The sequence below is a fragment of the Hymenobacter seoulensis genome, from assembly GCF_054780535.1.
In genome coordinates this window covers 144,449-161,606 of sequence record NZ_BAAGWD010000001.1, presented here as the reverse complement: position 1 = coordinate 161,606, position 17,158 = coordinate 144,449, and the positions used below count along the sequence as shown (strand labels likewise).

Sequence of the window (17,158 nt, the reverse complement as noted above, 5' to 3'; positions counted from 1 at the left end):
TACCCAGCCGATCATTATTCAACTTCCCTCGGAATGAAGATCAAGTATAGGTTGTTCTAGGCCGCTTCAACCACCCCCAACCCCTCCTCATCTGAGGAGGGGAGCTACGTTCTAACTTCCAGTCTTCAGATATCACCGGTTTATGAATCTCCTCTCCCGCTTACTTGCCTGCTCCTTCCCCATCCTGGCAGGTTGCGCCACGCAACCGCCCCAACAGGCCTACGACCTCGTTATTACGCACGCCAATGTGGTGGATGTAGAAACCGGGCAGGTTCGAGAGAACCAAACCCTAGGCATCACGAACGGGCAAATCCAGCGGCTGGAAAAGTCGAGCGGGCGCACGTTATCGGCCAAGCAGACCCTTGATGCCCAGGGCAAATACCTGATTCCGGGCCTTTGGGACATGCACGTGCACTTCCGGGGCGGCGACTCGCTTATTACGGCCAACCGCAACCTGCTGCCGCTCTACTTGGCTCACGGCATCACCACGGTCCGCGACGCGGGCGGCGACCTGACCCCAGCCGTTTTTGAGTGGCGCAAACAGATACGGGCCGGGCAGCTCGCGGGGCCTACCATCTTCACCTCTGGCCCGAAAATCGATGGCCCGAAACCAACTTGGGCTGGCTCTTTGGCAGTAGAAAACCAAGCGGATATCGACAAGGCGCTTGACTCCTTACAGGCTTTGAAGGTCGATTACGTCAAGATTTATGAGAGTACCATTTCGCGGGATGCTTTCCTCAACACCGTTTCCTCCGCCGAAAAGCGCGGAATGCTGACCACCGGCCACATGCCCTACACCGCCACGCTTCGCGAAGCGTCGGATCGGGGACTGGATGCCTCCGAGCATCTGTATTACGTGTTCAAGGCCTGCTCCAGTAAGGAAGACAGCATCACGACGGCGGTGCAGCGCAGCTTGAGCACTGCTAAGCCCCTAGGCCTATTTGCCGTGCTGCCAGCCATTTACCGCACTTTCGATGCTGGCGCCGAAGCAAGCATCTACCGCACACTGGTCAAAAACAAGACGGCCGTGGTACCCACGCTCTACATTCAGAAGCTCCTAGCCGAACTTCCCGAAACCGACCACTCCCGCGACACGCTACTGGCCTACATCGACCCCAAGATTCAGGCAACTTATGCCGGACGCTTAAACGGTGCCCGCCGACAATCAGCCGCCACCCGGGCCTTTAATAAACAGCTAGGTGCAAAGTTCATGACCCTGATTCCGGCTATGCAAAAGGCGGGCGTGACGATGCTGGCTGGCTCCGATAGTGGGGCATCCAATTCCTACGTCTACCCCGGTACCTCCCTGCTGGGCGAGTTGGAACTCATGGTGCAAGCCGGCCTTACGCCAGCCCAAGCCCTACAAACCGCCACTATCAATGGGGCCCGGTTCCTGAAAGCCGACCAGCATTCTGGCACCATCCGGAAGGGCAAAGATGCTGACCTCGTATTACTGGATCAAAACCCACTGGAAAACATCCGTAACCTGCGTCAAATCAATACCGTGATTTCGCGCGGCCGGGTGTACACAGCCTCCGACTTGCGCCAAATGCTACAAGCTGTTAAACACCGCTAGGCCAGGCGTTATATTCAACTGTTGAATACGCTAAACCGTCATGCTGAGCGGAGTCGAAGCATCTCTACCGCTTTGTAGCAGTTCTAGGCCAGTAGTTAGCCAGAGGTAGAGATGCTTCGACTCCGCTCAGCATGACGGTCTAAATGCACGCTATCTATACCCTTTATTCATTACAGCAACTGAACCTTACTAGCAACTCTTGGAGTTAGCCAGCAGCGTGCAAGAGCGGTGCTACACGGGTACCGAGCAGCTCGATGGACTGCATGATTTTCGAGTGTGGCAAGGTCGCAACATCCTGCTGAAAGGTCACGCGCGAAACCCCACCCAGTGCCTCACTGTGCCGCAAGATTTTAGCAGCTACTTCCTCAGGGCTACCTACCAATAGAGCCCCTAGTGGCCCAGCCTGCATATCGAAATGGGCGCGCGTGACGGGTGAGCCGCCCCGCTCCCGTGCCCGGCTCGTGAAGGTGCGGGCATATCCTGGAAAGAATTCTTCCTGTGCCTGTTTAGTGGTTTCGGCTACGTAGCCGAGCGAATGCAGGCCTACTTTCAGCTGCTCTGGCGCGAACCCAGCCCGGCGGCCCGCCTCCCGGTACAGATCTATCAGAGGCCGAAAACGGTGGGTGTCGCCGCCAATGATGGCTACCATTAAGGGCAGGCCCAGCATGCCCGCCCGCGCAAACGACTGCGGCGTGCCGCCCACACCCAGCCAGATAGGCAGTTGCGGCTGTACTGGCCGGGGGTAAATGCCCTGCCCCGTAAGAGTCGGCCGAAACTTCCCCGACCAGTGCACCTGCTCCTGGTCGCGCACTTGAAGCAGCAACTCCAGCTTTTCGGCGAATAGCTTGTCGTAGTTATCCAGGTCGAACCCAAACAGCGGGAACGCCTCAATGGAGGAGCCGCGGCCTACCACCATTTCGGCCCGGCCCTGCGAAATCAAGTCGAGTGTAGCATATTCCTGAAACACCCGCACCGGGTCGGCGGCGCTTAGTACTGTTACGGCGCTGGTGAGGCGGATGCGCTTGGTACGCGCGGCCGCCGCAGCCAAAATAACGGCGGGAGCTGAATCGAGGTACTCTGGACGGTGATGCTCGCCCATACCAAATACATCAAGGCCCACCTGGTCAGCCCACTCAATCCGGTCGAGCAGCTCGCTCATGGCCTCTACCCCACTTGGGGTTTTGCCAGTACCATTATCCAGCAAAGCAGCAGCGAAACTATCTATTCCAATTTCCATAATTCATTGATTAACTAGCAAATACAACTTCAGGTGAAACTTCTACTGCTTAGGCACTACTTCTGCCAAAAGCATCTAGGTAGCAAGTCACAACAGCAAACATACAATTAATGTACGTACATAGTTTACTTATTAAGTAAATTATGCTTTGCCATCTGACTTGCTATGCCCATCCGTGAAATCCTGCAGCTAGGCCACCCCACGCTTCGTGCTGTGGCTCAGCCCGTTCCCGACCCCACCGCGCCCGCCATTGCGGCCCTCGTCGCCGACCTTACAGACACCGTAGGCCACTGGCGCGAAACCACCGGCTACGGCCGCGCCATTGCAGCACCTCAGATTGGGGAGTTGCACCGCGTGGTACTGCTCCGGCTGCCGGGCAAGCCGGTTTGGCCCTTTATTAACCCTAGCATCGTGGCGCACAGCCCCGCGAAAATGGTGGTGTGGGATGCCTGCCTGTCGTTCCTCTCCATCTTTATGCAAGTAGAACGCTACGAGTGGATTACGGTACGTTACCAAGACTTGCTAGGCCAGTGGCACGAAACCCACGCCGGCGCCGAAGACGACCTGGCCGAGCTGCTCCAACACGAAATCGACCACCTCGACGGCATCCTATCCATCGACCGCATGGTGGACGTGAAAAGCCTATGCTCCCGCGAAGAATTTGAGCGGCAACATCGCGCTGATAGCCCGTACGGGAGATGACGAGGTGATGAGGCAAAAGAACGTCATGTCGAGCTTGTCGAGACATCTCGCGTGCTGATGTTGTGTTACTATTCCATTATAAACGCGTCATCCTGAGCTTGCGAAGATTCTTCTCACAACGGAACGACTGGCCTAGCGCCTCGTGCTACGGTGATAGGATCCTTCGCTGAGCTCAGGATGACGGGCTTTTTCAACCTTATGGTTTACTAGCTCTACCTTTAGGCCAATGGCAAATACCTATTACCCCTTCTTAATCTACGATCTTCAGGAGAATGCTACCCCGGAGCGGCAGTACCGCATTGTAGTTGACCTATCGGAGATGGACGACTATTACGCGGTGTTTGAGAAGCACGGCTTCGGTGGTGGCGGCGCTTCCTGGGCTGAGCACATCGAAACGATTCTGGAAGAGCACGACCCCGAAATCCTAGACCACGTAGAGCTAGCTGGTGAAGGCGAAATCTTTCGGGCCTACACGGATAGCCGCGCCACCACCGAGCAGTTCTTGCGCCTCATCCACCCCATCTTCGCCGACCTGGGCAGCCTCAACAAGTACCTCAGCCAAGCCGACCCCGGCGACTTTTTCGAGTAAGGTGGCCTAGGAATTCTCTATAGGTTAAAAACAAGAACGTCATGCTGAGCTTGTCGAAGCATCTCTACCGCTTTGTCTAGGCCAGTCGATTAGCCAGCGGTAGAGATGCTTCGACTCCGCTCAGCATGACGTTCCTTTTTGCCTTCCGCGAAGCCCTAGGCCACTAATTACCTAAAACCCCTCACATCCATCATCCCCAATTGGGGCACCATCGGGCATGGGCAGGGCGGGTGCGGCTTGGAATTTTTCGGGGGTAGATTCAAACTGTTCGATCATGCGAACCGCGGCGAAGGCGGTGGCTTTGCGGCCCTCGTCTTTACCTGATTTCTGCTCTTTTTTTAGCTGCTTTTTCAGCTCTTCTACTTTCAGAGCGGCTAGGGCTTTTACATTCACGGGAGCTTGCGGAGCGGCGGCTAAGGCCAGCAGCTTTTGTAGGGTGAGCGTGTTTACTAGGCGCTGCAACTCTCCGACATAGCCACTTTCCGGCTTGCTGCGCCAAGTTTGCTCCAGCAGTTTATCAAGCACGGCGGCTAGGCCAGGTTGCTCCGTGTGCCGGGCGTGGTATTCTTCTAGGCGGGCCGCACGCTGGGGGTTCAGCAGAAACTCTAGGGTAGTAGCTGCGGCCGATTCGGCGGCGCTAGTGGGGTCGAAGGTAAGGCCGGTGCGGCTGGGGAAGGTTTCGCGAGAGCGGCCGTAGTTCACGGGGCGCGGCGGAATCTTAGCCAGTAGCTCTTCGGACAGGGCTAGCTCCCGCGGTGAAATCGTGCGCATGAGGGCATCAAAGGCTTTCCACTGCTCGGCAGGCTCCACAAACTTAGTGATAGTCTGCCCGTCGCCTTTCACGGCATAAGTGTAGTAAAGGCCACCTATTTCCTTGGAGGCCGCTTCTACCTGATAGCGCTGCAGCAGATACATGGGCACCAGCACTTCTTCCAGCATGGCCATAGGCTGACCGGGAGCCAGGGCTTTCTCCGAGAAGCGGGCGAGTAACTGCTTGCGCACGTCCATCAGGCGGTTCAGCTCATCGGCAGCATTGGCGCCTTCATCCCAGAGGTGGGCATAGGGGTGGGCCCCGCCGGCGGCGCGGGCATCAGCATCCGAAATAAACACATAGCCATCGGCCAGGGTCTGCTTCATAATGGCGTTGAGGCCCGTCTTTTCATCGGCTTTCGGGCCGAAATCCTGGTAGCCATACAGGATAGCTCGCTTGTCCCACGTCCCGATACCTACGCCGTAGGCCTCACTGAGGTCGATGCTGCCGTCGGGGCGCATCTTGATGCGGGGCATGGGGTAGTCCATCACCGACGACCGGTCTTTGGTGCTGGCTGAGTAGTTGTGGTAGAGGCCTAGCGTGTGGCCTACCTCGTGGGCCGCCAGCTGGCGCAGGCGCGCCACGCCCATCTGGAGCATTTCGGGGCTGGTGGGCTTGCCCTCTTCGTAGGGTTGCAGTAGGCCCTCGGCAATCAGGAAATCCTGGCGCACCCGCAACGAGCCTAAGGATACCTGCCCCTTAATGATTTCGCCGGTGCGTGGGTCCATGATGCTGGCACCATAGGACCAGCCCCGGGTGGAGCGGTGTACCCACTGAATCAGGTTGTAGCGGATGTCCATCGGGTCGGCGTCTTCGGGCAGCAGCTTTACCTGGAAAGCGTTGCGGTAGCCGGCTGCCTCAAAGGCCTGGTTCCACCACGCGGCACCTTCCATCAGGGCTGAGCGGATGGGCTCGGGCGCCCCCCTATCCAGGTAATACACAATGGGTTCCACGGCCTCGCTGACGGCTGCCGTGGGGTCCTTTTTCTGGAGCCGGTGCCGCACGAGTTGCCGCTTCATGATGGGCTGGTCGATGGGCGTGGCGTAGTCCATGTACTCGTTGGCGTAGTAGCCGGCCCGCGGATCAAAAGCGCGGGGCTGGTATTTATCGTCGGGGAGCTGAATGAACGAGTGGTGCATGTGCACCGTCACGGCATTCGGGTCGGGCGTAACCGATTGAATTTCGCGACCTTTGGCTTTGCCCGTTAGCGTAATCACGGCCTCAAACTCCGAGTTTTCGGGAAAGGCCTTGGTGTTGGGCATAAACACCGCCGAGCGGCTTTCATCGGCCTTGTAGGCCCCTTGCTTCAGGTCTTCTAGCTTGTCACCGATCTGGTGCGAGTCGCGCATCAAAAAGGGCGTCAGGTCCACCAATACTTTGCCTCCCTCCTGCGCTTCCGCCTTGAAACCCCAGATCACCGACTGCGCAAAGGCCTGCTCCACGGATTTGCGCTCGTCGGGGTTTTGGCTCACGGCCCGGAAATCGTAGTTGGGCTGCAACAGCAGGATTTTGGGGCCGCTCTTCACAAACTTTACCACGCGCGTCTGCCCGATCTGGCCCCGATCGAGGCCCAGATCGTTGGAGCCGACCCCGTTGGGCAGCGTACTGACGTAGAGGATTTCCTTATCGAGCTTATCGATTTCCAACAGAATGCGCCCGCCTTTTTCATCCCAGTAAAACGGAAAGAAGCCCGAGAACTTTTGCATTCCCTTGGTCTTTTCAGCCAGGGTTTGGGCCGAAGCCAGATGCGAGCCGACTAGCAGAGAGCCAACCAGTAAGGAGTAGATTTTTTTCATGCAGGGAGACGTGTGAAATCGGCATAAGGTAGAAACTGCAGCGGTTTATGTAACATCGGACGCCGTAAGTTTTTACAGCTGGCAAAAGCATAGTCCTATCGGGACCATCCATACACGATAAAGTTATCCATAACCTACCCCCGTAGATCTGCCTGGTTTGCTTGGCGTATCTCAAAGCGTACTTGCCGTTCCCTACATAAGCCTTCCTACTCAGCAGAACCGTTCTTCAAGTTATGTCAGCCAAGCAAGACGCTTCGGTCGTTGGCTTGGTGCGCTACCTGCTGAGCAGGATGTTCTACCTGCTTACCCTTGCAGCTATTGCTCGAATTCCTACTGGGTTGCGTGCCCTATTACTAGGTAGCTAGTCGGCTCAAACTGTTTAGTAGGACTTTACTTATTGAAAACTGCACAAAGATTACCAAGTTGCCAACGTATTTCACTTTATCCATTTATGAAGAGAATTTTTCTTCTCGGTTTATTACTAGTGGTCGGCTGTCATCAATCAGATATGACGATTGCCATGCAAACCAACACGATAGCCCCAAAAACGAGCCTGTTTGATGCGGGCTGGCGCTTTCACCGGGGCGGAGCCCAAGGTGCGGAAAAGGCAGAGTTCGACGACCAGCATTGGCGTCCGCTTGATCTGCCGCACGATTGGAGCATTGAAGATGTGCCGGGCACTACCTCCCCCTTTAGCCCCGAAGCCATCAGTCAGGCTAACGGCGGGTTCACGATGGGCGGCACGGGGTGGTATCGAAAAACGTTTGAGCTACCCGCAGCCCAGAAAGGCAAACGAATTCAGCTGCAGTTTGATGGCGTATACATGAACGCCGAGGTATGGCTGAACGGCGAGCTATTGGGCACGCACCCCTATGGCTACACCAGCTTTTGGTATGATGTAACGGACAAAGTAAAGTTCGGGGCCCGAAATGTACTGGCCGTGCAGGTCCGGAATGAAGGCCAGAACAGCCGCTGGTATTCCGGCTCGGGCATTTACCGGCATGTGTGGCTCACGGTGCAGGCGCCACTCCATGTGGCGCAGTGGGGCACCTACCTCACCACGCCTGCGGTAACGGCCACAGCCGCCCAAGTCAAAGCCCAGACTCAGGTAGTAAATCAAACCGGGCAGACCGCCCAATTTACGCTGGTTACTAGCCTACGCGGCCCCAAAGGCCAGCCCGCCGCCCGCACGGAGTCCAGCAAAACCATTGCCGCCGGCGAAACTACTACTATTGACCAGCTTTTATCGGTTAAATCACCCGCGAAATGGTCGGTGGAGCGGCCTACACTCTACACGGCCATAACGGAGATTTATCAGAATCGGCAACTGATTGACCAGGTAGAAACACCGTTTGGCATTCGTACAATGGCCGTTGATGCCGCCCACGGATTTCAGCTGAATGGCCAAACGGTGAAGCTGAAAGGTGGCTGCATCCATCATGACAACGGCCCACTGGGCGCCAAAGCCTACGACCGGGCCGAGGAGCGCAAAATTGAGCTGCTGAAAGCCAGCGGCTACAACGCCATCCGATGCTCCCACAACCCGCCCTCCCCAGCCCTGCTGGCAGCCTGCGACCGGCTGGGCATGCTGGTGATTGATGAGGCCTTTGACAGCTGGCGCGAAAGCAAAAACACCTTCGACTACCACCTCTACTTTGATAAATGGTGGCAGCAGGACATAACCAGCATGGTACTTCGCGACCGAAACCACCCTAGCATTATCTTCTGGAGCATCGGCAATGAAATTCCGGAGCGCGGCACCCCTGCGGGCGTGAAAACCGCCCAGGAAATAACCAATTATATCCGGACGCTAGACGCCACGCGGCCCATTACAGCCGGCGTGAATGGCCTGGCGCCCGATAAAGACCCGTATTTTGGCGTGCTGGACATAGCCGGTTACAACTACGCCGCCGGCGGCGACCATCATCAAGCCGATATCTATGCCCTGGACCATGTCCGCCTGCCTCAGCGGGTTATGTTTGGCTCGGAGTCGTACCCACTGGAGGCGTTTGGCAGCTGGATGGCCGTGCAGGATCATCCGTACGTAATCGGCGACTTTGTCTGGACGGCGGTTGACTACATCGGGGAGGCTAGTATTGGGTGGCTGGGCTACTGGCAGAAGCAGGAGTTTTACCCCTGGAATCTGGCTTTCTGCGGCGATATTGACATTTGCGGCTGGAAGCGTCCGCAGTCCTATTACCGCGATGCACTTTGGAAAGAAAACCAGGTTTCGCTGTTCGTGAAGCCTCCTACCCCTTCCTTTGCCTTGAACACACAGAAGGAAGACTGGAGCAAGTGGGAATGGCACGATGTGCTGGCCGACTGGACGTGGCCGGGCCAGGAAAATAAGCCGCTTACCGTGGAGGTGTACTCTTCGTGCGAGGAAGTGGAGCTATTGCTGAATGGCAAAAGTCTGGGCCTGAAGCCCACCACGCGCGCCACCCAATACACGGCCACCTGGAGCGTGCCTTACCAGCCCGGCGAGCTAAAAGCCGTAGGGCGCAACGGCCAGAAAACGGTAAGTACCGCTGTGCTGCAATCGGCCGGGCCGCCTAGCCGCCTAGCGCTTAAGCCAGACCGCTCCACCCTGCGGGCCGATGGGCAAGACCTGAGCTATATAACCATAGAACTAGAGGACAAGAACGGCATCCGCAACCCGAAGTCGGAGCAGGCGCTGACGTTTGCGCTAACGGGTCCGGGCACCATTGTAGGCGTAGGAAATGCAAATCCGCGAAGCGTGGAAAGCTACCAAAGCCCGCAGCGCAAAGCCTGGCAGGGCCGGGCCATGGTTATCGTGAAGGCCAGCAACCAGCCCGGGAAGCTAACCTTGCGAGCTACTGCGGATGGCTTGCCGGCCGCCTCAGTATCCTTGGAAACTCGCTAGGCAGGAAAAAGCGGCAAACCGGTATCTGCAGAGTGTAAGCCAACAGCGTCGAAAAGATGCCTGACCACCCTAGCCCCTCTCCGCACGCCAACCCATACCGCTAGTAGTTTACCGCCCACTCGCGCGGCACCTACGTATAAGCAGGCCCAACCTGCTTGGGCGATTTCCTCTACTACTTTCCTTTTTTTGCGAATGGCTAACACACCCACCACCGCGCCCGCCAAAACCTTTACGCTTGGCGGCGACCTGACCATCAACCGCATGGGCTACGGCGCCATGCGCATCACCGGCGAAGGAATCTGGGGGCCGCCCCAAGACCACGAGGAATCCATCAGGGTGCTGAAGCGGGCCGTGGAGCTAGGCATCAATTTCATTGATACCGCCGACAGCTACGGCCCCCATGTTTCAGAAGAGTTAATTGCAGAAGCCCTGCACCCGTACGCGGCGGGCCTTGTAATTGGCACCAAAGGCGGGCTGCTGCGCACTGGCCCCAACCAGTGGCCCATTGATGCCAGCCCGAAGCACCTGCGCGAGGCGCTGGAAGGCAGCCTCACGCGCCTCAAGCTCGACCAGATAGACTTGTACCAGCTGCACCGCATCGACCCGGAAGTGCCCTATGAACAAACGCTGGAGTTTTTGCAGCAGGTGCAGGAAGAAGGCCTGGTGAAGCACATTGGTCTTTCCGAAGTCACGGTGGAAGAGATTCAGAAAGCGCAGCAGTACGTAAAAGTGGTATCGGTGCAGAATATGTACAGCGTAGATAACCGCAAGTGGGAGGCGGAGCTGGAGTTCTGTGAGCAGCAGGGCATGGCCTTCATTCCGTGGTATCCGCTGGCCGGTGGCAATGAGCAGGCCTTAAGCAAACTCACCGAAATCGGGCAGAAGCACAATGCCAGCAAGCAACAGATAGCGTTAAGCTGGCTCCTGCACCGCTCGCCTAACATCCTGCTGATTCCGGGTACATCCAAAGTAAAGCATCTGGAAGAAAATGTGCAGGCGGCGTCCATTTCCCTTTCGGCCGAGGATATGGACCAGCTCAATAGACTCGGCAACGCCTAGGTTGAACCCTTACGGCAACCTAGTACTACCTCAGCCCGGCACGAATGGCAGCGCAAAACCAGCCGCCACGTGCCGGGCTTTTTTGTGGCCATGGAGGTGCTGGAATCGGCCACCGGAAAGCTAACTTGCGTTACTGTCTGGGTGTCATTGCTTCGCCTCCTGCCCCTTTTGGCTTCTTGCCGGGGTAGTACGTGCCGCACTCATCTGGTGGCCGCACTACCTATAGTTTATGAGTACAACCGTACAGATTGGCGACCTGGCCGTGGAGGTGGTGCGCAAACCCATCCGGACCATGCGCGTGACCATTTACCCACCCGCTGGCCGCATCCGGGTGGCCGTGCCGCTTCGCCTGCCCGAAGAAACCATTCATCAGTTCGTGCTATCCCGCCGCGACTGGATTCAGAAGCACCAGGCGCGGTTTGCCGCCTTACCCCAGCCAACCCCGCGCACCTACAGCACCGGCGAAACGCACTACTACCAAGGCCGCCCGTACCAGTTGCGGGTGCATACTACCCTAGGCCGCGCGAAGGTGGTGCTCCTAGATGACCAATTCCTGGACCTCTATATCCAACCCGAAAGCACTCTTGCCGAACGCGAGCAGGCCCTGACGGCCTGGTACCGGGCGCGGCTGAAGGAGCAGATACCTGTGCTGCTGGCTTACTGGGAGCCGATTGTGGGCGTGCAAACCCTAGCCTGGGGCGTGAAGCAGATGAAAACGCGCTGGGGTACCTGCAGCATCCGGGCGCGCCGCATCTGGCTGAGCCTGGAATTGATTAAAAAGCCGATTTCCTGCCTGGAGTACGTGGTAGTGCACGAGCTGGTGCATCTGCATGAACGGCTGCACAACGCCCGTTTCTGGGGCCTGATGGACCAGTTCATGCCCGACTGGCGCCAGCACAAAGTCCTGCTGCAAGCCCACCCCACCGGCACTGAGCCCACTGGCGCTACCGATGCAGATTAGATTGCTACCCTGAGTGAACCTGTAGCACGTGCTTCGCTATCCTTTTGTCTGCCTCGGCCGAGCAACCTAGCCTTGGTTTCAGAACAGCCGTAAGAAATCACGACAGCCTAAGTTTCGGATAAACGCAGCAACAGAATGACCAGACAAAGTGATCTAGCACGATTCATTCATGCCCAGGAAGCGGATTACGCGGTGGCGCTAGCTGAAATCAAACGCGGCCGCAAGCAGAGCCATTGGATGTGGTACATCTTCCCGCAAATCCAGGGCCTAGGCTACAGCGAAACCTCCAAGTTCTACGCCATTCAGGATGTGCACGAAGCCGAGGAATACCTCAACCACCCACTACTAGGCAACCGATTGGTGCAAATCTGCCAGGAGTTACTAGCTCTGCCTACTTCCGACGCCCACCGCATCTTCGGCAGCCCCGACGACATGAAACTCAAGTCCTCCATGACCCTGTTCGCGGCTGCCAGCAACAACCCCATTTTCCAACAAGTACTAGACAAGTTTTTCAACGGCGCGCCAGACACTAGGACCCTACAACTCATCAACCGCCCGCGTTAACTAGGCCCAGGCTGAAAAGTGGTTTTAACCATTGAACGTCCTGCTCCATCTGGCGTCCGTGCAGCCGAAGCATCCCGCGTGCTGATACTGCTATTACCTACTAGAACGGCATGCTGAGCGGCGCCGAAGCATCTCGCTCGAATCGTTAAATTCCCGTGGCAACGTCAGCACGCGAGATGCTTCGGCGCCGCTCAGCATGCCGCTTTGGTGTATTTGAGCAAAGCAGTACTAGCTAACCTCCCTACCTAGCAATCTACGTCTATTGTGGGCTTGGCTCACCACACTGCTGCGTATCAAAAAGCTGGATCATCCTTTCAAAATCAGGTCAATCCGTTCTAGTTCAGGTTCGCTGAACGCGAGGTTTTCCAGGCAGCGCAGGGAATCGGTTAGCTGGTCGGGTTTGCTGGCTCCGATGAGCACGGAGGTCACTCGCTCGTCGCGCAAAATCCACGACAGGGCCATTTGGGCCAGGGTTTGGCCGCGTTCCTGGGCTAGGGCATTCAGCTGCTGCACTTGGCTGAGGCGCTCCGGCGTCAACTGCGTTTCGGTGAGGAAGCCCACGCCTTTTGCCACTCGTGAGTCGGTGGGGATGCCGCGCAGGTATTTGTCGGTGAGCAGGCCCTGGGCCAGCGGCGAAAACGGAATGCACCCTACCCCTTCCTCGCCGAGCAAGTCCAGCAGCCCGTCTTCTACCCAGCGCTCAAACATCGAGTATTTGGGCTGGTGAATGAGGCAGGGCGTGCCCAACTTCCGCAGAATCTTGATGGCCTCGGCCGCCTCGGTGGGCTGGTAGTTGCTGATGCCCACGTACAAGGCCTTGCCCTGGCGCACCACCTGGTCAAGCGCCGACATGGTTTCTTCCAGGGGCGTATCGGGGTCGGGCCGGTGGTGGTAGAAGATGTCCACGTACTCCAGCTTCATGCGCTTCAGGCTTTGGTCGAGACTAGAGATGAGGTATTTACGGGAGCCCCACTCGCCGTAAGGCCCTTCCCACATGTGGTAGCCGGCCTTAGTGGAGATAATCAGCTCGTCGCGGTAGCCCCGGAAATCCTCTTTCAAAATACGGCCGAAGTTGGTTTCGGCAGAGCCGGGCGGCGGTCCGTAGTTATTGGCCAGGTCAAAGTGCGTTACGCCACTGTCAAAGGCGCGGTGCAGGATGGCGCGGAAGTTACTGAGCACATCCACGTCGCCGAAATTGTGCCATAGCCCCAACGACACGGCGGGCAGTTTCAGGCCGCTGCGGCCACAGCGGCGGTATTGCATGGAGGAATAACGGGCGGGGTTCGGTTGGTAGGACATTTACTGGCGAGTAGAACTAAGTATGGTGGGGAAATCTAGGATTAGTGCTCAATATAGAAACCTACTAAAATCCTGCTGACTTTCGCAGGACCGTTACCTCTTTACCCTATGGCATCCTACAGGTCCGTATTTAAGATTAATTCTTATACCCTCAGAGTAGTGCGTTTACTAGGAGCCAAGAATGTATTTTTTATGGGTGTTGGATGGGCAGTGCTTTTCTCCCTACTAGGGTTAGCTCTTATTCTATTTACCGGCCTAGTGCTCTATTTACAAAAGCGCATGTCAGATCTAAAAATTTCTGACCGCCTAGAGGCAGCAGCTATATGGTCTGTCATATTACTTCACGAGTTGTTCTTTATCTGGATCTGTTGGATGTTGCTGTCTCCTGAGGGATTAGAACAATGGAGCTGGTTTCCGCTGTGCCTATTAGGGTTTCCCTTGGCCCTAGTTGCTTGGTGGAAAACTATATTTTCTAGCTCACCATCTGATCCAGATAGAACTCGTCCACAGCCGTAATCTGAACGGCGGAAGATTTGCGGACTGCTACTTAAGTGTGTTTTCTATGAGGTTATTTTTTGCTTTTGCTCTGGCTCTAGCTCCACTCTTTGCCGTTTGTCAGTCGCCATTGCCTAGGCCAGAAAGTTTATACCGAAAAGCTTTCCAATTCATCAAGGCCGATCCTGAGTTCCTCAAGATGCGCGGCAACAACGGCCGCGTAGCTGTTTTTGATAGTATAGTTCACCAGAATCAGTCTACTTTTCTGGAAGACCTCGGGAAACAATGGGGCTATGCAGGCGCAACCGATATGGCCCGTTTACTCGACTCGCTAGGGACGCTGGACCGCTCAACGTATCATACACCCTACTATTCCCGCGCAGTCGCCAAGCTTACCACAGCTTATGGCAGCAAAAAAGGCGACATGGTTGTTCTGTTTTCACCGCTACACAACAATATGCTGCTGGCAGAAGTGAGCGACAACCAGGAAGGTGGCCCCGGCCTGCGTGCTATTCTTTCCACCTTCGACCAATCAGTATGTTACCTATTCGTGTTCGGGCCAGATGGTCGAATCAAGCAGCACTACAGGAGGGTTGTGAGCTATGATTAATCTAGCATTCTACTAGGTGCTGGTAGTGCTCAAAGCCGCTTCCGTCACGATGCGAGTAAGAATAGGCATGAGGTGCGGACGGTATAAATCCGTCAACTCTTTCAGTTCTGCCTGTTTTCTCTGTAAGGCAGCTGGTGCCCAAATATGTTGCTGCTTTTCATCTAAAGGGTAATTCATAATCTGAGCATAATAGGCCTCTACTATTTTTAACTCTTCGTCGGTTAAAGGCTTGATTTTGTGCCATTTGAGCCAGTATACGTTTTTATTTAGGCGTGAAATTCCAAGAGGCAATGCTACCTGCCCGGTAGTTATTGAACGGGCCGTAGATACAAACTTGCGAAACAGACCAACGGATTTGGGAGGATCAGGCACTAAGTACAGTATAGATGGCGGATGAGCCGCCAAAGTTAAATTTCTCTCCGACCTTCGGCCACCAATCTGCCCTTTTCGTTGTTATCAACGAATCCCAAATTCCAATCTGTTGGCTGAACAACCTACCTATACCGACCCTTACGCACTGGAAAAAGAGCTGCGCAAGGTACAGGCCCTCATGAAGCTCGAGCAGCAGGAGGACCTAGAACAATTTAAAATCAAAAGCGCCCAGGCTAGCATTGCTGAGCGTCAAAAGCGTGGCCTGACGTGGTATCCCGTCAAAATCACGAAGGAAGATATTGGCTTTGGCGGCAAGCTCGTCATTGAGTTGGAGCGCCCCTCTGGGGCCAATGGGCTCCACCTGTTTCAGGTGGGCAAAAACGCGGCTCTTTTCGGTAATATCCCCGGCCGCTCGGCCTCCGACCGGCCCACGCTTTCGGGCGTTATCACCAGCGTAAAGCGCAATAAAATTCTGCTGGCTACCACCAAAGAGGACCTTCCTGATTGGGTAGACGAAGGCAAGCTGGGCGTGGACCTGACCTTTGATGAGGTAAGCTACCGCGAGATGGAGTACGCCTTGGGCAAGGTGATGGGCGCCTACGGTACGCGCCTGGCCGAGCTGCGCGACGTGCTGCTCGGGGCCCAGCCGGCTCGGTACAAACCTGAGGCCGAAGCGCAACTGTACTACCCCTCTCCGCTTAATGAAAGCCAGCTGGCAGCCGTGCGCCACGTGCTGGCTGCGCAGGATGTGGCCATTATTCACGGCCCTCCCGGCACCGGCAAAACCACTACGCTGGTGCAGGCTATTCTGGAAACCATTCGGCGGGAGCGGCGGGTGCTGGTGTGCGCGCCCAGCAACACGGCCGTTGACTTGCTCACGGAAAAGCTGGCCGAGCGCGGCGTAAACGTCATCCGGATGGGCAACCCCTCGCGCGTGTCGGATTTGCTGTTGCAGCACACGCTGGACGCTCAGATCATGAACCACAAGAGCTACGCTGAGTTGCGCAGCTTGCGCCAAACGGCAGAGCAGTACCGCGAGCAAGCTGGCAAGTTTAAGCGCCACTTTGGTTGGGAAGAGCGCGAGCAGCGCCGCCACCTCAAGGAGCAGGCACACCTGTTGCTGCAGGAGTCAGACCAATTGGAGCGCTATATCACGGAGGATCTGTTGGAGCAGGTACAGGTAATTACCTGCACGCTGGTAGGCGCCGGTAACCGCGCCATTCGCCACCTCACCTACGAAACGGTATTTATTGATGAGGCGGCCCAGGCCCTGGAGCCGGGCTGCTGGATTCCGATTACCAAAGCCAACCGCGTGGTGCTGGCCGGCGACCATCAGCAGCTGCCGCCCACCGTGAAAAGTGATAAAGCCGCTAAGGACGGCTTGCGCGAAACCCTGTTCGAGAAGTGCATCAAGCGTCAGCCCGAAACCGCCCGGATGCTGGAGGTGCAGTACCGCATGCACGAGCAGATTATGGAGTTCAGCTCGGAGCAGTTCTACGAGGGCAAGCTGAAAGCCGCGCCTACCGTGGCCCACGCCGATTTGCCCGACTACGACCTGCGCTTTGCCCCCGATATGGCTGTGGAGTTTCTGGATACGGCTGGTTTTGGCTTTCAGGAACTGGGCCTCGATGAAAGCCGCTCCATTGCCAACCCCGAAGAAGCCGATCTGCTGCTGAAGCGCTTAGCCCAGCTGCTGGAGCCCTATGATGCGGCCGATCACACCGAGGATTTGCTCACTATTGGCGTCATTGCCCCCTACCGCGCCCAAATCAACTACCTCAAGGACGCGGTGGAAGAGAATGATGAGCTAGCCGGGCTGTTGGAACACCGCATGCTGAGCATCGGCACCGTCGACTCGTTTCAGGGCCAGGAGCGCGACATTATTGCCATCAGTCTTACGCGCAGCAACCCCCAAGGCGACATTGGCTTTCTCTCAGACATTCGCCGTATGAATGTGGGCATGACCCGCGCCCGCCGCAAGTTGCTCCTCGTCGGCGACTCCAGCACCTTGGGCTCTCACCCCTTCTACAAGGCGTTTCTTGATTACGTTGAAAGCATTGGGGCGTACCGCACGGCCTGGGAGCTGCAATAGTACTCGTTGGTTTACTAGCCCTTGCTCCTGCTTAAACCCCTGAAAATCACCGCTACCGGCCTTAGTATCCGTATTTATTGGTAGGCCGCGTACTAACACTGAAAAGCCCCT

At 56.4% G+C, this 17,158-nt stretch carries 13 protein-coding genes; 9 read left to right on the top strand and 4 right to left on the bottom strand.

What is annotated here, in order from left to right:
- Nucleotides 1–142 precede the first annotated feature (142 nt).
- Nucleotides 143–1,576 (top strand): amidohydrolase family protein, encoded by a 1,434-nt coding sequence (locus ACYVHC_RS00710; protein ID WP_460611737.1) that lies wholly within the window; start codon nucleotides 143–145, stop codon nucleotides 1,574–1,576.
- A 205-nt stretch (nucleotides 1,577–1,781) separates the two neighbouring features.
- Here ACYVHC_RS00710 and ACYVHC_RS00705 read toward each other — a convergent pair whose 3' ends face one another.
- Nucleotides 1,782–2,813, bottom strand: coding sequence for an LLM class flavin-dependent oxidoreductase (locus ACYVHC_RS00705; RefSeq protein WP_460611736.1), 1,032 nt, complete (start codon nucleotides 2,811–2,813; stop codon nucleotides 1,782–1,784).
- Between the two features lie 165 nt (nucleotides 2,814–2,978).
- On the opposite strand from ACYVHC_RS00705, the gene ACYVHC_RS00700 reads away from it, so the two are divergent.
- Nucleotides 2,979–3,515 (top strand): peptide deformylase, encoded by a 537-nt coding sequence (locus tag ACYVHC_RS00700; RefSeq protein ID WP_460611735.1) that lies wholly within the window; start codon nucleotides 2,979–2,981, stop codon nucleotides 3,513–3,515.
- 226 nt (nucleotides 3,516–3,741) lie between these two features.
- Nucleotides 3,742–4,104, top strand: coding sequence for an Imm51 family immunity protein (locus ACYVHC_RS00695; protein WP_460611734.1), 363 nt, complete (start codon nucleotides 3,742–3,744; stop codon nucleotides 4,102–4,104).
- Between the two features lie 171 nt (nucleotides 4,105–4,275).
- Here ACYVHC_RS00695 and ACYVHC_RS00690 read toward each other — a convergent pair whose 3' ends face one another.
- Nucleotides 4,276–6,711, bottom strand: a complete 2,436-nt coding sequence (locus ACYVHC_RS00690) for a zinc-dependent metalloprotease (protein WP_460611733.1) — start codon at nucleotides 6,709–6,711, stop codon at nucleotides 4,276–4,278.
- A gap of 451 nt (nucleotides 6,712–7,162) precedes the next feature.
- On the opposite strand from ACYVHC_RS00690, the gene ACYVHC_RS00685 reads away from it, so the two are divergent.
- The 4 genes from ACYVHC_RS00685 to ACYVHC_RS00670 all read left to right on the top strand — a co-directional run bounded on the left by ACYVHC_RS00685 (nucleotide 7,163) and on the right by ACYVHC_RS00670 (nucleotide 12,179).
- Nucleotides 7,163–9,595, top strand: coding sequence for a glycoside hydrolase family 2 TIM barrel-domain containing protein (locus ACYVHC_RS00685; protein ID WP_460611732.1), 2,433 nt, complete (start codon nucleotides 7,163–7,165; stop codon nucleotides 9,593–9,595).
- Nucleotides 9,596–9,787: 192 nt separating this feature from the next.
- Nucleotides 9,788–10,654: an aldo/keto reductase gene (locus ACYVHC_RS00680; RefSeq protein ID WP_460611731.1), complete on the top strand. Its 867-nt coding sequence runs from the start codon at nucleotides 9,788–9,790 to the stop codon at nucleotides 10,652–10,654.
- Nucleotides 10,655–10,883: 229 nt separating this feature from the next.
- Nucleotides 10,884–11,615, top strand: coding sequence for a M48 family metallopeptidase (locus tag ACYVHC_RS00675; protein ID WP_460611730.1), 732 nt, complete (start codon nucleotides 10,884–10,886; stop codon nucleotides 11,613–11,615).
- Between the two features lie 135 nt (nucleotides 11,616–11,750).
- A complete protein-coding gene (locus ACYVHC_RS00670) occupies nucleotides 11,751–12,179 on the top strand; it encodes a DUF1810 domain-containing protein (RefSeq protein ID WP_460611729.1) in 429 nt (142 codons plus the stop codon).
- A 306-nt stretch (nucleotides 12,180–12,485) separates the two neighbouring features.
- Here ACYVHC_RS00670 and mgrA read toward each other — a convergent pair whose 3' ends face one another.
- Nucleotides 12,486–13,478 carry an aldo-keto reductase family protein gene (gene mgrA / locus ACYVHC_RS00665; RefSeq protein WP_460611728.1) on the bottom strand — a complete coding sequence of 331 codons (993 nt, stop codon included), beginning with the start codon at nucleotides 13,476–13,478 and terminating at the stop codon, nucleotides 12,486–12,488.
- A gap of 562 nt (nucleotides 13,479–14,040) precedes the next feature.
- Between mgrA and ACYVHC_RS00660 the strand changes: the two genes are divergently transcribed.
- The gene (locus tag ACYVHC_RS00660) at nucleotides 14,041–14,583 is read left to right on the top strand and encodes a hypothetical protein (RefSeq protein ID WP_460611727.1); all 543 of its coding nucleotides are present in this window, start codon (nucleotides 14,041–14,043) and stop codon (nucleotides 14,581–14,583) included.
- A 12-nt stretch (nucleotides 14,584–14,595) separates the two neighbouring features.
- On the opposite strand, the gene ACYVHC_RS00655 is transcribed toward ACYVHC_RS00660, so the two are convergent.
- Complete coding sequence (locus tag ACYVHC_RS00655; protein WP_460611726.1) at nucleotides 14,596–14,955, bottom strand: hypothetical protein; 360 nt, start codon at nucleotides 14,953–14,955, stop codon at nucleotides 14,596–14,598.
- Between the two features lie 109 nt (nucleotides 14,956–15,064).
- On the opposite strand from ACYVHC_RS00655, the gene ACYVHC_RS00650 reads away from it, so the two are divergent.
- On the top strand, nucleotides 15,065–17,047 hold the full coding sequence (locus ACYVHC_RS00650) for a DEAD/DEAH box helicase (RefSeq protein ID WP_460611725.1): 1,983 nt from the start codon (nucleotides 15,065–15,067) through the stop codon (nucleotides 17,045–17,047).
- The last annotated feature ends 111 nt before the right edge of the window (nucleotides 17,048–17,158 follow it).

What these genes read in the sequence shown, in the direction of transcription:
- ACYVHC_RS00695 (WP_460611734.1), top strand. Translation starts at nt 3,742, where the DNA reads ATGGCAAATACCTATTACCCCTTCTTAATCTACGATCTTCAGGAGAAT.
- ACYVHC_RS00690 (WP_460611733.1), bottom strand. Translation starts at nt 6,711, where the DNA reads ATGAAAAAAATCTACTCCTTACTGGTTGGCTCTCTGCTAGTCGGCTCG.
- ACYVHC_RS00675 (WP_460611730.1), top strand. Translation starts at nt 10,884, where the DNA reads ATGAGTACAACCGTACAGATTGGCGACCTGGCCGTGGAGGTGGTGCGC.
- ACYVHC_RS00660 (WP_460611727.1), top strand. Translation starts at nt 14,041, where the DNA reads ATGAGGTTATTTTTTGCTTTTGCTCTGGCTCTAGCTCCACTCTTTGCC.
- ACYVHC_RS00700 (WP_460611735.1), top strand. Translation starts at nt 2,979, where the DNA reads ATGCCCATCCGTGAAATCCTGCAGCTAGGCCACCCCACGCTTCGTGCT.
- mgrA (WP_460611728.1), bottom strand. Translation starts at nt 13,478, where the DNA reads ATGTCCTACCAACCGAACCCCGCCCGTTATTCCTCCATGCAATACCGC.
- ACYVHC_RS00670 (WP_460611729.1), top strand. Translation starts at nt 11,751, where the DNA reads ATGACCAGACAAAGTGATCTAGCACGATTCATTCATGCCCAGGAAGCG.
- ACYVHC_RS00710 (WP_460611737.1), top strand. Translation starts at nt 143, where the DNA reads ATGAATCTCCTCTCCCGCTTACTTGCCTGCTCCTTCCCCATCCTGGCA.
- ACYVHC_RS00705 (WP_460611736.1), bottom strand. Translation starts at nt 2,813, where the DNA reads ATGGAAATTGGAATAGATAGTTTCGCTGCTGCTTTGCTGGATAATGGT.
- ACYVHC_RS00680 (WP_460611731.1), top strand. Translation starts at nt 9,788, where the DNA reads ATGGCTAACACACCCACCACCGCGCCCGCCAAAACCTTTACGCTTGGC.
- ACYVHC_RS00685 (WP_460611732.1), top strand. Translation starts at nt 7,163, where the DNA reads ATGAAGAGAATTTTTCTTCTCGGTTTATTACTAGTGGTCGGCTGTCAT.